At 47.9% G+C, this 15,179-nt stretch carries 11 protein-coding genes; 7 read left to right on the top strand and 4 right to left on the bottom strand.

What is annotated here, in order from left to right:
• Positions 1-72: 72 nt before the first annotated feature.
• Both ACS18Q_RS04990 and ACS18Q_RS04985 read right to left on the bottom strand, forming a co-directional pair.
• Positions 73-849 carry an ABC transporter substrate-binding protein gene (locus tag ACS18Q_RS04990; protein ID WP_004726435.1) on the bottom strand — a complete coding sequence of 259 codons (777 nt, stop codon included), beginning with the start codon at positions 847-849 and terminating at the stop codon, positions 73-75.
• A gap of 106 nt (positions 850-955) precedes the next feature.
• The gene (locus tag ACS18Q_RS04985; RefSeq protein ID WP_038151475.1) at positions 956-1,726 is read right to left on the bottom strand and encodes an ABC transporter ATP-binding protein; all 771 of its coding nucleotides are present in this window, start codon (positions 1,724-1,726) and stop codon (positions 956-958) included.
• 610 nt (positions 1,727-2,336) lie between these two features.
• On the opposite strand from ACS18Q_RS04985, the gene ACS18Q_RS04980 reads away from it, so the two are divergent.
• From ACS18Q_RS04980 to ACS18Q_RS04970, 3 genes are all read left to right on the top strand, one after another.
• On the top strand, positions 2,337-3,878 hold the full coding sequence (locus tag ACS18Q_RS04980) for a DUF3360 family protein (RefSeq protein WP_004726437.1): 1,542 nt from the start codon (positions 2,337-2,339) through the stop codon (positions 3,876-3,878).
• 299 nt (positions 3,879-4,177) lie between these two features.
• Positions 4,178-6,454, top strand: a complete 2,277-nt coding sequence (gene pflB, locus ACS18Q_RS04975; RefSeq protein ID WP_143679211.1) for a formate C-acetyltransferase — start codon at positions 4,178-4,180, stop codon at positions 6,452-6,454.
• 206 nt (positions 6,455-6,660) lie between these two features.
• Positions 6,661-7,647, top strand: a complete 987-nt coding sequence (locus ACS18Q_RS04970) for a lipid A deacylase LpxR family protein (protein WP_441257479.1) — start codon at positions 6,661-6,663, stop codon at positions 7,645-7,647.
• A gap of 34 nt (positions 7,648-7,681) precedes the next feature.
• Here ACS18Q_RS04970 and ACS18Q_RS04965 read toward each other — a convergent pair whose 3' ends face one another.
• Positions 7,682-9,562: a methyl-accepting chemotaxis protein gene (locus tag ACS18Q_RS04965; RefSeq protein WP_441257478.1), complete on the bottom strand. Its 1,881-nt coding sequence runs from the start codon at positions 9,560-9,562 to the stop codon at positions 7,682-7,684.
• Positions 9,563-9,787: 225 nt separating this feature from the next.
• Between ACS18Q_RS04965 and pflA the strand changes: the two genes are divergently transcribed.
• The 3 genes from pflA (at position 9,788) to ACS18Q_RS04950 (ending at position 11,946) form a co-directional block, all read left to right on the top strand.
• On the top strand, positions 9,788-10,528 hold the full coding sequence (gene pflA, locus ACS18Q_RS04960; protein WP_004726441.1) for a pyruvate formate lyase 1-activating protein: 741 nt from the start codon (positions 9,788-9,790) through the stop codon (positions 10,526-10,528).
• A gap of 93 nt (positions 10,529-10,621) precedes the next feature.
• Complete coding sequence (locus tag ACS18Q_RS04955; protein WP_395212271.1) at positions 10,622-11,260, top strand: energy-coupling factor ABC transporter permease; 639 nt, start codon at positions 10,622-10,624, stop codon at positions 11,258-11,260.
• Between the two features lie 185 nt (positions 11,261-11,445).
• Positions 11,446-11,946 (top strand): YfbU family protein, encoded by a 501-nt coding sequence (locus ACS18Q_RS04950; RefSeq protein WP_004726443.1) that lies wholly within the window; start codon positions 11,446-11,448, stop codon positions 11,944-11,946.
• 94 nt (positions 11,947-12,040) lie between these two features.
• On the opposite strand, the gene ACS18Q_RS04945 is transcribed toward ACS18Q_RS04950, so the two are convergent.
• Positions 12,041-12,796 carry a MipA/OmpV family protein gene (locus tag ACS18Q_RS04945; RefSeq protein WP_055466346.1) on the bottom strand — a complete coding sequence of 252 codons (756 nt, stop codon included), beginning with the start codon at positions 12,794-12,796 and terminating at the stop codon, positions 12,041-12,043.
• Positions 12,797-13,134: 338 nt separating this feature from the next.
• Here ACS18Q_RS04945 and ACS18Q_RS04940 point away from each other — a divergent pair, with 338 nt between their 5' ends.
• On the top strand, positions 13,135-15,069 hold the full coding sequence (locus tag ACS18Q_RS04940; protein ID WP_004726445.1) for a PrkA family serine protein kinase: 1,935 nt from the start codon (positions 13,135-13,137) through the stop codon (positions 15,067-15,069).
• Positions 15,070-15,179 lie beyond the last annotated feature (110 nt).

The raw sequence follows: 15,179 nt of genomic DNA, 5'->3' as shown, positions 1-15,179 counted from the left end.
ACGAACTAGGAACCAGCAACCAGGAATGCCTTTTATTATCTCAACACGAACGGTCGCGTTGTGTTCGGCTGATTATTCGCCGTAAACATCATATTTGAAGTATTTCGCGGCGATTTGTTGGTATTCGCCTTTCGCACGTAGGGCATCGATCGCAGCATTTAGTTTCTCTGTCAGATCTTTGTCTTGTTTACGTGTTGCGATACCGAAGCCGTCACCGAACCATTTCGGATCGGTCAATGAAGGGCCCACGAATTCATAGCCTTCACCACCCGGTTTGTTCAGTACGCCATCTTCCAGTGCCGACGCATCACCCAGAACGGCTGCAATACGGCCATTCGCCAGATCCAAATACGCTTCATCAAATGAACCATAACGCACGATTTCAACCGCATCGCCATAATTGTCAGTCAGGTATTTATCGTGTGTAGTGGCACGTTGAACACCAATTTTCACCCCTTTCAAACCTTCTTTCGTGAAGTCGAGCTGTGCGCCTTTTTTCGCGATAAATTTATTAGGGATCAGCGCGTATTTGTTGGTGAAATCGACTTTTTTCTTACGCTCTTCAGTGATGGACATCGCCGCGATGATGGCATCATATTTACGTGCCAACAGCGATGGAATGATGCCATCCCAATCCTGTGGAACGATCTTACATTGCACCTGCATCTCTTTACACAAAGCGTTGGCCATATCCACGTCAAAGCCTTTCAGAGAGCCATCTGCTTCTGTCCAGCTAAACGGAGGGTACGCGCCTTCAATGCCGAAGCGAACGGTTTTCCATTCTTTCGCTTGGGCGACGCCCGTTGCTGCTGTTGCTGCCAAAGCCGCCACTAATAACCACTTTTTCATTTCCATACTCCTGTGATTGTATTGTTGTGTTTGTTGTTGCTCTACGCTGCGAGTTCATACTTCGGTGCCACCGCGGCATTCCGACGACAAACCTTGGGCATAAAAATCAATAAATTGATGAAATAAACTGTTTCAGACGTTCTGAATCTGGGTCACTGAACAACTTGGCCGGATTCCCCTGCTCCTCGACACGCCCTTGATGCAAGAACATCACGTGGTTAGAGACATCACGCGCAAACGCCATTTCGTGGGTTACCACCAACATGGTGCGTCCTTCTTCAGCCAGATCACGCATCACGCCAAGCACTTCGCCAACCAATTCAGGGTCAAGCGCGGATGTTGGTTCATCGAACAGCATCACTTCCGGATCCACTGCCAGCGCGCGAGCAATCGCCGCACGTTGTTGCTGACCACCAGATAAGTGACCTGGGTAGTAATCGCGACGCTCGTAAAGACCAACTTTTTTGAGCAGGATCTCTGCGTTCTCGATCGCCTGAGCTTTGGGGACGCCAAGGACGTGCACGGGAGCCTCAATGACATTTTCCAGCACGGTCATGTGCGACCATAAGTTGAAACCTTGAAAAACCATCGCCAGACGCGAACGGATGCGTTGGACTTGCTTTTCATTGGCTGGAGACGATTCCCCCTGTCGGTTTTTCTTCATTTGGATCAGTTCACCTTTGACCCAAATTTCACCTGCAGTGGGTGTTTCCAATAAGTTGATGCATCGAAGAAAGGTACTTTTGCCAGAACCCGATGAACCGATGATCGAAATCACGTCACCTTTGTGAGCCTGAAGTGAAATGCCCTTCAGAACCTCGTTCTGGCCAAACGTTTTGTGCAGGTTTTTGATATCCAGCGCGGCTACATCAGTCATGCGCTCTAACTCCCTGTATTTTTTATCACTGCCGAGCATTCCAGCTCAATTTCGGATACAAACTAGCACTCTCCCCAATAACATGCAACAAATCATTAACCTAAAAAATCGGTATATTTAGTTATTTAATCTGACTAGTAATTCAAGTTTTAGCCAATTCTTCTCCAAACACCGCATAGAATCACACGAAACCAGAAGAAAAATTTACTGACATTTATTAACATTTTTATAAAAGTAAGACCTGCCGCAAGATTTCTGGGCAACATTTGTCACCAAGTGATACATCTCTCAAACTGAACAAATTTTTGGAAAGAATACTTACAATTTGAAATTAAATTTCACACTTAATCGCCAGTATGTGACTGATTTCATTCGTTTAATGTAGCTTAATTTCATATCTATTCTTAAAGTGATCAAGATCAATCACCCTAAGGGGTTAGCACGCTAAACTCGCCAACAAATAAAAGAGTAAATAAAAACTCTGTATTCAATCAGTTGGTTATGCATAGTCATTGCAAAAATGAACACTTATGCAGTTTAAACCGTTTCGCTTCGGCAATTTATTTAGAATTCAATCAAGAATTACTTACTTTTAACATATGAGGAATCTATGTCAGACGTAGTCAATCAAGAGCGCTCAGACATCGACACAAAGAGCTATAAAGAGCTCCACCGTCCAGCATCTGAGTTTGCAAGCCGCTCCGATTACCTAGACCACGAACTGCAGATCATGAAGCCACGTCGCTTCGGCCTGAACCTGCCTGGTCGTGACTTCCGTTTTGAACTTGAAGACTTAGTGCCAGCACTTGCTGGTACCATCGGCATTATCGCGATGTACTCTGCCGTCATGATGTCTTGGGCTGAGGGGCTGACCCAAGCTTGGGATCATGTCTCGCTTGGTAAAGACTTTGCGATTGAAGTGGCACGTGTAGAAATGCTGATCCCAGCACTGCTGTTCTGTATCATTTCTTCAGGCTTTCTCAACCCACGCGCAAACCTTGCGGGGAACCATGGTCCAATGATCCCATTGATCGGAACGATCGCTCTGGCGGGTGCTCACCCACTGGCGCTGGCGATTCTGATCGGTGTGTTTGGCCTGATTCTGAGCTTCTTAAAAGGTGGTTCAAAACTGGTGAACCTCACCTCGGAAGGAACCGCCGGTGGCTTGCTCATCTTCTTAGGATTGACCGGCACCATGAGTCAGATCACCTCCATCCAAGAGTGGGCCGTTGGTCTGCAATCGGCGAGCGTTGAAGCGGGCAGCATGGGTTATGTGGGCTTGATTGTTCTGGGTGTGACTGTCGCTATTTATGCGTACCTTGCCAAAGTGAACAAACGCTGGCTGGCCATCCCGGTGTGTGCCTTTACCGGTCTGGCGATTGCGCTGGTTCTGGGTGCAGGTTTTGACATCAAGTTTGAAACCCAAATGGGCTTACCAAACCTTAACCCTGTTTACTGGTGGGGTAGCACTGAACAAGGTTGGATGCTGGGTCTGCCGAACGTAGAACACTTTATTGCTTCGCTACCGTTCGCGATTCTTGCCGTTGCCATGTGGTCACCTGACTTCCTCGGTCACCGCATCTTCCAAGAACTGAACTACCCGCGCAAAACTGAGAAAGTGCTGATGGATGTCGATGACACCATGACCATGTGTTCTGTACGCCAGATGGTGGGGACTGCCGTTGGTGGCGGTAACATTACGTCGTCTTGGGGGACATACATGATTCCAGCGGCGATCGCGAAGCGTCCGATCCCAGCTGGTGCCATCCTACTTGGTTCATTCTGTATCATTGTTGCGATTCTTGGTTTCCCAATGGACGTTGCGGTATGGCCGCCAGTGATGCGTGTGGCACTATTAGTTGGTGTCTCCCTACCGCTACTTGAAGCGGGTATGCAAATGGTCCGTGACACGAAAGATTCACAAGCAGCTGGTATTTGTATCTTTGCTTCTATTGTTACGAACCCAGTTTTAGCATGGGCGCTGACCATGTTCTTGGATAACAATGGTTTGATTGGTGACAAAGAGCGTGCATCACGCCTGTCATTCGCCGATAAAATCATTATCCCAGTCGGCGTGTTTATTATCTGTTTAGTTGCTATGCTTGCTGTGGGTATGCTGGAAAGCCAATATGGCCTCAAGGCTTGGCTGTAAACCGGCAACTCGGGATTCAACAATACTTTGGGTAGTGCTTAGCACTACCCAAACTTTATTTGAAATTTTTAACTTTTATTGATTTAGTTTAAGGTTTACGAGTTTTTTTTAGCTTACATTGCCAATCAAGGGGAACAAATAACAATATCTATATTCAAACAGATGAGTATAATTTTTGCGTATAGATTGAATATAGATATTGTTATTCAATGAGTGTACTGCCTCCCGCATTACATGCAGGATAGCTGGCTCAACGGCGAAACAGTACGTGTTTTTTCTACTAAAAAGGTAGGTATGTCATGGCAGAGCAATTTGCTAAAGCTTGGGAAGGTTTTGCAGCAGGTGACTGGCAAAACGAAGTCAATGTTCGTGATTTTATTCAAAAGAACTACACTCCTTACGAGGGTGACGAATCTTTCCTAGTTTCTGAAGGCACCGAAGCAACTAACAAGCTTTGGGCACAAGTAATGGAAGGTATCAAACAAGAAAACTCAACTCACGCTCCTGTTGATTTCGATACTTCTGTTATCTCTACCATCACAGCTCACGATGCGGGCTACATCAATAAAGACCTAGAAACAATCGTTGGTCTTCAAACCGAAAAACCTCTGAAACGTGCTCTTATCCCTAACGGTGGTATCCGCATGGTTGAGAGTTCTTGCCACGCTTACGGCCGTGAACTAGACCCTGAAGTTAAAAAAATCTACACCGAGTACCGTAAAACTCACAACCAAGGTGTATTTGACATCTACACACCAGCAATTCTTGCTTGTCGTAAATCAGGCGTACTGACTGGTCTTCCAGACGCATACGGCCGTGGTCGTATCATCGGTGACTACCGTCGTATCGCACTTTACGGTATCGACTTCCTGATGGCTGACAAATTCGCTCAATTCACTTCTCTACAAGAGCAGTTTGAAAACGGCGAAGATCTGCAAATGACCATGCAACTGCGTGAAGAAATCGCAGAGCAACACCGTGCTCTTGGCCAAATCAAAAAAATGGCTGCGAAATACGGTTTTGACATCGGTCGCCCAGCAGAAACTGCACAAGAAGCAATCCAATGGACTTACTTCGGCTACCTAGCTGCAGTTAAATCACAAAACGGTGCTGCAATGTCTCTAGGTCGTACTTCGACTTTCCTAGACGTGTACATCGAACGTGACCTGAAAGCAGGCACAATCACTGAAGAACAAGCGCAAGAAATGATCGACCATTTCGTGATGAAACTGCGTATGGTTCGTTTCCTACGTACTCCTGAGTACGATGAACTGTTCTCTGGCGACCCAATCTGGGCAACTGAATCTATCGGTGGTATGGGTCTTGACGGCCGTACTCTAGTTAGCAAAACTAACTTCCGCTTCCTGAACAGCCTATACACCATGGGTCCTTCTCCAGAGCCAAACATCACTGTACTTTGGTCTGAAAAACTGCCAGAAGGCTTCAAAAAATTCTGTGCAAAAGTTTCAATCGACACGTCTTCTATCCAATACGAAAACGACGATTTGATGCGCCCAGACTTCGATTCTGACGACTACGCGATCGCATGTTGTGTATCTCCAATGGTTGTTGGTAAACAAATGCAGTTCTTCGGTGCTCGTGCAAACTTGGCGAAAACTATGCTTTACACCATCAACGGTGGTGTGGATGAAAAATCTAAAGCACAAGTTGGTCCTAAAATGCCAAAAATCACTTCAGAAGTTCTGGATTACGATGAAGTATGGGACAAAATGGACCACTTCATGGACTGGTTGGCAAAACAATACGTCACTGCATTGAACGCTATCCACTTCATGCACGACAAATACAGCTACGAAGCGTCACTGATGGCACTGCACGATCGTGATGTTAAACGTACAATGGCTTGTGGTATCGCTGGTCTGTCTGTTGCTGCTGACTCTCTGTCTGCAATCAAATACGCAACTGTTAAACCAATCCGTGACGAAGATGGCGTTGCAGTCGATTTCGAAATCGAAGGCGATTACCCTAAATTCGGTAACAACGATGCACGTGTTGATGACATCGCATGTCAACTAGTTGAAGTATTCATGAACAAGATTCGTGAACTGAAAACTTACCGCAACGCGATTCCTACTCAGTCTATCCTGACTATCACTTCAAACGTGGTATACGGTAAAAAAACTGGTAACACACCTGACGGTCGTCGTGCTGGCGCTCCATTCGGTCCTGGTGCAAACCCAATGCACGGCCGTGATGAGAAAGGTGCTGTTGCATCACTGACTTCAGTAGGTAAACTACCATTTGCACACGCTAAAGACGGTATCTCTTACACCTTCTCTATCGTGCCAAACGCACTGGGTAAAGAAGAAGGCTCACAACGCGCTAACCTTGCTGGTCTGATGGATGGTTACTTCCACCACGAATCTGGCATCGAAGGTGGTCAGCACCTAAACGTGAACGTACTGAACCGTGAAACTCTGCTAGACGCAGTGAAACACCCAGAGAAGTACCCACAACTGACTATCCGTGTATCTGGTTACGCAGTACGCTTTAACTCTCTGACTACTGAACAGCAGCAAGACGTTATCGCTCGTACTTTCACTGAATCACTATAAGTTTCAGTCTCGACATAGTCGATGATCAATCCCCGCTCATTGAGCGGGGATTTTCTTTTATTTCAATCTAAAAATCAGTTAAATAAACAAGTTGCATATTAATGTAACCTACACCTCAATTCCACTGCATCAAATCCGCTTTATTCATACTTGAATCGACTTTTACGCTACCATCATCACTCTCTGACGGAATGATGTAGCCTTCTATGAAGTTATTGCGCCTATTACCTCTTACTTTGCTTTGCGGGCCAGCATTGGCTTCCACGCAAGCCACCTTGTCGATGCACTTGGACAATGACGGCATTTTTGGGGTTGATGAAGATTACACCAACGGTATTTTTTTCACCTATACTTCTCAAGGCATTCGTCCCCCTTGGTGGGTAAAGCCCTTAAGCGTGTCCGCTTGGGGAGCCAGCAGCCTTGATAAATGGGAAATCAGCGTGGGCCACAAAATGTGGACTCCAGCCGACATTACCTTGGAAAAACCGCAAGCCAACGAACGTCCTTATGCGGGTTATTTGCATGCGGAGTTCAACTACCTCAGCCTTCACCCGCAACAAGCACAGCGCTTTAACCTGACGATCGGTACCACAGGCGACAGCTCGCTCTCGGAGCGCGCACAAACCCTAGTACATAGCATCACCAACTCCGACGATCCCAACGGTTGGGATTATCAAGTGGAAGATAAAGTCGCAGGCAGCGTCGGTTATCTCGGCCATTTTAATTGGATGCGTTCAAGGACTTGGCATGGCTTGGAGTGGGACGTCTCCAACGTGTCGGAAGTGAATGTAGGTAACTTTCGTAGCGACATCGCCACTGGCATCATGCTGCGCTGGGGACAAGATCTCGCAGGCAACTTTGGCAGCGCGCAAATCTCCGCAGAAAAGCCATTTTTGCCCGGCATGATTGGCGCATCCAGCCAAGGGTGGTTTGTTTACACGGGTATTGAAGCACGATATCGCTTTAACGATTTAACCATTGAAGGGCACCGACCGCTGAACGACTTAGACCACGAACCCAATTACTACGAAGTCACTGTCGAACCGGTTCAAGCGACAGCCGTCTTTGGCGCCGCTTGGTACGGTTCACGAATGGGGGCGAGCCTTGCGGTTGCTGCCAACAGCGCGGAATATAAAGAGAGCCGGGACGCTCTACACAGTACCGGCTCTTTTACACTCTATGGCTTTTTCTGATCGATGATTGCATCGATGAGTCAATTGATGCCAGTTAAATCGTAAAGCGCTGACAATCGCTGTTTAGACTGGTCGAACGCTGATCCACAATCTGGCTGGTTGAACGCAACTGATCGTTGTTTTCTTCCAGCTGTTTCATCGCACTGGAAATCTGCGTCATACTGTCGGCCATCGATTGACTGGTGGTTGCCAGCTCTTTCATCGACGCAAAAATCACCTCTGTTTGATGGGCCGCTTGTTCCGCCTTTTCAGTAATGTGCGTCAGCGCTTCCATCGCTTCCATCCCGCGCTCTTGGCCGGTCTTCATGCTGTGCTCGGACTGACCAATGTACTGAATCACCTCAGCGCTCTCTTTTTTCATCGTTTCAATGGTGCCGGAAATCTCGGTCACCGCATCAACCGTGCGCACCGCTAAGCTGCGAACTTCATCAGCCACCACGGCAAAACCTCTTCCCTGCTCGCCAGCCCGGGCTGCTTCAATCGCCGCGTTGAGCGCCAATAAGTTGGTTTGCTCAGCAATGCCATTGATGATTTCCATTACGGAATCAACTTTCGACGACGCTTGTTCAAGCTGTTGAATGTGCCCTGCTGCCGAGCTCAAAATTTTGCCTACGTCTTCCAGCGAACCAATTGCCGCGGCGATAACTTTCGAACCATCTTCTGCCGCTTGGGTCGAGGATTTACTCACATCCGACACAAACTCCAGTGAATTCGACACTTCTTGCGTGGTGACACTCACCTCTTCTGTGGCGGACGCTAACAATTGTGTCTGCCCCAAGATATCCGACTGACTGCGCGCCAAGTTGTCCACCCCGGCATTGAGCTCAGCCGCATCACCGGACAACGCTTGGCTGCGATCTTGCACCGCTTTGACCAACTCACCCAGGTTCTCACAGCTTTGGTTGATCGCCACCGCCAGTTGATTAAATTCATCGTTGGCATTGCGCGTAATGGTCAAACGTTGCGACAAATCGCCGCCGGATAAACGTTCCAAAATCGCTTTGGTTTGCGACAACGAACGCGACAACGAAAGACTGAGCATCACAAAAATGGAAATGGTGATCACCGCCAACACCGCGCAAGCCACCAGCACCGACCACAACGTATTGCTGCCCGCTCGGTCTGCCGCGCTTTGATAGCGACCACTCATGGTTTCGAGTTTTTCAGAAATCGATTCAATGAGCGACTGCGCTTGCATTTCACTGTTCACCAATGCCGCTTCCTGCACTTTCACCTGCTGAGACAACTCACTGACGCGCGCGAACGTCGCTTTGAACTGCTCAACCTCTTTTTCATACAGCTCTAGCATGGCGTAGGTATTCGACATGTTGACGAATCCAGCCATGGCGCGGTTAAACAACTTGAGGTTTTGATCGTTGGGTTGCAACAGATAATTTTGTTGCGCTTTGATCATCGCTTGAAAGTCCGAGTTCAACGTCACCATGCCGGTTTCTGCAATTTTCTTTTCAATGGTTCCGGCCAGTGATTTCAGTTCCCCGAGTTTGCCTTCTTCAACATTAAAGCCCAGCTCCGATTTGATGTTCATCCAAGGGCGCAGCGCATCACCAAATTCCTGAGTGGCTTGGCCGAGTTGATTGGCTTCATCATTCAATCCGCTCGATTGTAGAAACTGTACATCGTTGGCCACTTCCGACAGCAATTCACTGAGCTGAGTGGTGGTCTCGCTCACTTGGGCGGCGCTGAGATCATCACGTTCGGCAGCCAACGTCAGCAATTTAGCTTGAGTGGCGTGGATAGCGACCGCGCCGGTGGTGATTTTTCGGCTTTGTTGATACTGCGCGCTCATGCTCGACAAGCTGCTGGCGGTGTAAACCCCCAACGCACTAAACCCGATACAAAGAATCACGATAAACGCGATGATTTTCTGTTTTTGAGAGAGATTAAATACTTCCATGCATTCATTCCTTACCACGGTGCAAATGACTGACGACATCAAGGAAAACGTAAATCTTGTGTTTGCTTTTCTTATAATTAATAACAAGTTTATAACATAATTTTATCTATAATCGATTATTTTTATGCCCAACGTTCGTCGCCAACAGATTGGACAAGGAAAACCTATTTAAACCCTACCTTTTGTAATAAAATAACGAACACATTCAGCAAACGAGAGCAGCTTATGTCTACTACTGGTCGTATCCATTCATTTGAATCTTGCGGCACTGTTGATGGCCCCGGCATTCGATTCATTATTTTTCTGCAAGGTTGCTTATTCCGTTGTAAGTACTGCCACAACCGAGACACTTGGGATACCCACACAGGTAAAGAAGTGTCTGTTGAAGAAATCATCGCAGAAGCGAAGTCTTATCGTCACTTTATGAACGCATCTGGCGGCGGCGTGACGTGTTCGGGCGGTGAATCGATGCTGCAACCGGAATTCGTGCGCGACTTTTTCCGCGCTGCACAAGCTGAAGGGATTCATACCTGTCTTGACACCAATGGCTACATTCGTAAATACACCCCTGTAATCGATGAAGTCTTGGACGTGACCGATTTGGTGATGCTTGATATCAAACAGATGCAAGACGAAATTCACCAAGATCTGATTGGCGTATCGAACAAACGCACACTGGATTTTGCCCGCTATCTGCAAAAGATGGGCAAGAAGACGTGGATTCGTTACGTGGTCGTTCCTGGCTACACGGACGATGAAGAATCGGCGCACCTGCTAGGTCAATTTATTCAAGACATGGACAACGTCGAAAAAATCGAATTGTTGCCATACCACAAATTGGGCGCTCACAAATGGGAAGCGATGGGTGAAACGTATCCACTGGAAGGTGTGAACCCACCGAGCAAAGAAACCATGGATAAAATCGTGTCAATCCTTGAGCAGTATCACTCAAACGTAAAATACTGATTCAATCCCACGCGCGAATCGTAAAAAATACCAGCCATAGCGCTGGTATTTTTATGGAAAGGAGTTCGCGTGCAACTGGAAGAATTGGCCTCGCTGGTCGTGATCCTACTGTTTATTGTAGGGACTGCACGTGATGTCCGGACTTCGTTCTGGCCCAAATTCACGCATGAGAAAACATTTCAGCACCTCACCTATTTCGTGATGTTTGCCCTGTTTTTGCTTTGGTCCGCACAAGCCAGCGTCAAAGAAGGGTTACACATTCACTTCCTTGCCCTCACCACCCTGACGATGATGTATGGCTGGCGCTGCGCATTCCTTCTCACCATTCCCGTCACCGCCGCACTGGTCGTGGTGGGGAAACTGGGTGTGTATGACGTGCCCGAATATTTGCTACTTTCTGCGCTGCTGCCCATTCTCATCAGCTACGCAATTTTCGCGCTCAGCTATCACTACCTGCCCCGTAACATCTTTGTGTTCATCTTCGTTGCGGGCTTTTTTAATGGCGGAATGACCGGCAGTTTGCATTTGCTGCTGAACACGCTCTACCAACTGGCATTAGGCGTGCACGATTGGCAAACCATCTACGACAATTATCTGATTCTTGTCCCGTTATTGGCGTTTCCTGAAGGCCTGCTCAACGGCATGGCACTGGCGATTCTTTGTGTGTTTAAGCCCGAATGGTTACGCGTCTTTTCCGATCGAGATTACATCTACAATCACTATCACAAGTAAGTCCCGCAGGCCGCCAACGACGACACGCTGCGCACCGAGCACTGCCTCAACGAAAACGATAAAAGATGCAGATATTTTGTACTTTCTCCATTAAATCCGTGTTGAGATCATGTTTCAGGCCTACCCGTACTGTTAACCTTAACTCAGAAAAAAATGACACAGTTTAACTTTTAGTGAGGCCAGCTATGGAAATGACAAACGCACAACGTCTGATCCTGTCTAACCAATACACATTAATGTCTCAGCTTGATCCGCAGAACGCTGCCAAATACAAACGTCTGCAAACCATCGTTGAACGTGGTTACGAGTTGCAGATGTGCGAACTGAATAAAGAGTTTGGCTGCATCTCTGAAGCGCAATGCCGCGAAGTGATCGACATCATGGAGATGTACCACGCGATGCAAGAGTCGTTCAACATGTTGGAAGAGGATGAGCGCAAAGATGTGGATGTTCGTCGCCTGAACTACCTTGGCTACGACATTGCGTCGGAAGCACAATTGGTGAATTACGTTCGCTTCCTTGTGAACGCTGAAGGCCTCTACCCGCAATTCGATAAAGGCGATCACCACTTCAACAGCCAAATGCCAATGCAGGAGAAATATCGCCGTATGTTGACCACGTGGCGCAACTGCCCACGTCAATACCACTTGTCTGCCAGTGAACTGAGACAGATTTTTAACGCATAAGCGGAACGAAAAAGGCTGGGAATCCCAGCCTTTTGTCATGATTCAAACCTCATCGTGAGCATGCAACGATGTCATCGCCTTTGCTCACCCGCCATTAGAACACGTAAGCGATGCCCAAAGTGCCCATCACGCTGGTATCGCGGCCAACCACGGGGCTGTCAGACAAATCACTGTCGAGGTTAGAGTAACGAATGCCGCCATTGACACGTACGCTGCGCGTAATCGACCAGTAGGCTGACGCACCGATAAAGTACTGCCCATCCCATCCGGCATCATATTCTTGCAAACCGCTGCGTGCCGATTCACTGGCCGAGACGCCGTACAAGTGGTTGTTGAGTTTGTCGGAGTTGTATGAATAACCGATCGCCGGCGTAATGCCCCAGTTCGAGAAACGCAGCGGCAAACGCCAAGCAATTTCACCGTACATCCCGTTGTGACGACCAGCCACATCGGCGCCCACCGAGGCTTCCCACATGCCCACCAAGGTACGGAGCTGATAACTCACACCACCGAGTACCGTCGACTTGCGCTTATCCAACAACCGGATTTGCGGGTCATCCGAATCTTCCGGTTTGAGTGTGCGTGGGTCGTAGGCCAAACGAAACACAATGTTCTGTTCAGAGCCCATCGGCATCAAACGATAACCGGCGGTAAAACCACGCAAAAATAGGTGTTCACCTTCATAGCCAATCACAGGAATGACCGTACGGTTTGACGACGTATCTTTATACACCGCAGGTGAGTATGCCGCAGCAACCCCGACTGACCATTGGTTCATTTCTGCGTGTGCAAAGGATGAAGCCGCGAGAGCCGAAACCGCCCAAGCCGCTTTGAAAATTGGATAGCGCATACTGACCTTGTGAAATTATTGTATAAAAAGGATGAGAGACAAATGATACGACGTGTCCCCCCAGCACACAATCTTTGACCGGAAATTCGCCAATTTTCAGTCAGCGAAGTGCCAATTTCAGCGAAAACGCCTCGCATTCTCCTGCAGAATCAATTGAACATTTCGCTCGTATTCATCGTAAAAATAGATAATAGAAAAGACGTCATTCCAGTCACGAATTTGAAATAAATACATAATCTCTAAGCAAAATCGACAATTGCGAACTAGGCTTAATTTGTTAGGGATTTGTGTTTTTAAGCGGTTGTATGTCATCACGACATTTTCAGAGGGGAATCACTATGAGTATTTTTGACCACTTTCAGGCACGCTATGAAGCAGCCAAGGACGAAGAGCTTTCCATTCAGGAGTTTCTAGCTCTGTGTAAAGAAGACAAAAGTGCTTACGCCAATGCAGCGGAGCGCTTGCTAATGGCCATCGGCGAACCTGAGTTTGTCGATACATCGAAACACCCACGACTTAGCCGAATCTTTTCAAACCGTGTGATTTCTCGCTACAAAACGTTCGAAGACTTCTACGGGATGGAAGACGCTATCGAACAAATCGTCTCTTACCTCAAACACGCGGCCCAAGGATTGGAAGAGCGGAAACAAATTTTGTACTTACTCGGCCCAGTGGGCGGGGGTAAATCATCACTGGCTGAAAAACTCAAAGCCTTGATGCAACAAATGCCGATTTATGTGTTATCCGTCAACGGGGAGCGCAGCCCGGTGAATGACCACCCATTTTGCCTGTTTGACGTCACCGAAGACGGTGACCTATTGAAACAGGAATATGGTATTGAAAAACGCTATCTGCGTTCAATCATGTCGCCTTGGGCAGCCAAACGCCTACACGAATTCGGTGGCGACATCACCAAATTTAAAGTCGTCAAAGTCCGTCCTTCGATTCTCGACCAAATTGCGGTCGCCAAAACCGAACCGGGCGACGAGAACAACCAAGATATTTCATCACTGGTCGGTAAAGTCGACATTCGTAAACTCGAGCACTTCTCACAAGATGATCCAGATGCCTACAGCTACTCCGGCGCATTGTGTCGAGCCAACCAAGGTTTGATGGAATTCGTTGAGATGTTTAAAGCACCGATCAAAGTGCTGCATCCCCTACTAACTGCCACGCAGGAAGGCAACTACAACGGGACCGAAGGCCTCTCTGCCCTGCCGTTTGACGGCATGATTCTGGCGCACTCGAACGAGTCCGAATGGCAAACCTTCCGTAACAACAAAAACAACGAGGCGTTCCTCGACCGTGTATACATCGTCAAAGTGCCTTACTGTCTGCGTGTGTCGGAAGAAGTCAAAATCTACCAAAAACTGCTGGATCACAGTGAGCTGTCGCAAGCCCCTTGCGCGCCAAGCACCTTGGATCTACTGGCCCAGTTCAGCGTACTGTCACGCCTAAAAACCCCCGAGAACTCGTCCGTGTTCTCGAAAATGCGGGTCTACGATGGTGAAACACTCAAAGACACCGACCCGAAAGCAAAAAGCTATCAGGAATATCGTGATTACGCCGGCGTCGATGAAGGGATGTCGGGGCTGTCGACCCGTTTCGCGTTCAAAATTTTGTCTCGCGTGTTTAACTTCGATCACAGTGAAGTGGCCGCCAACCCAGTGCATCTGTTCTACGTCATTGAGCAACAAGTCGAGCGCGAACAGTTCCCACAAGAAACCGCAGAACGCTATCTAGAATTCCTCAAAGGGTATCTGGTACCGCGTTATGTTGAATTCATCGGCAAAGAAATTCAGACCGCTTATCTTGAGTCTTACTCTGAATACGGTCAGAACATCTTTGATCGCTACGTCACCTACGCCGACTTCTGGATTCAAGACCAAGAATACCGCGATCCAGAAACCGGTCAGTTGTTTGACCGTTCGGCACTCAACAGCGAACTGGAAAAAATCGAGAAAACGGCCGGCATCAGTAACCCGAAAGATTTCCGTAACGAAATCGTCAACTTCGTGTTGCGTGCGCGTGCCAACAACAACGGTCAAAACCCGGTTTGGACCAGTTACGAAAAACTACGCACCGTGATCGAGAAAAAAATGTTCTCGAATACCGAAGAGTTACTTCCTGTTATCTCCTTCAATGCGAAAACCTCTTCTGACGATCAGAAGAAACACGACGACTTTGTCGCCCGTATGATGGAGAAGGGCTACACAGAGAAGCAAGTCCGATTGCTGTCTGAGTGGTATTTACGCGTACGTAAATCCTCTTAGCAGTCAATCAGCCCTGGCCTCAGTTGCGGTGGCATTCGGATAGGATGCCACTTCTGCTGGTCTAACACAGGGCAGGCCCGAAGTCGTTTGAGCGAACAACGCTCACTGGG

The organism is Vibrio sp. Vf1514, assembly GCF_052076135.1.
In the GTDB taxonomy this organism is placed as follows: Bacteria; Pseudomonadota; Gammaproteobacteria; order Enterobacterales; family Vibrionaceae; genus Vibrio; species Vibrio furnissii.
This window is presented reverse-complemented; position numbering and strand designations above follow the sequence as displayed.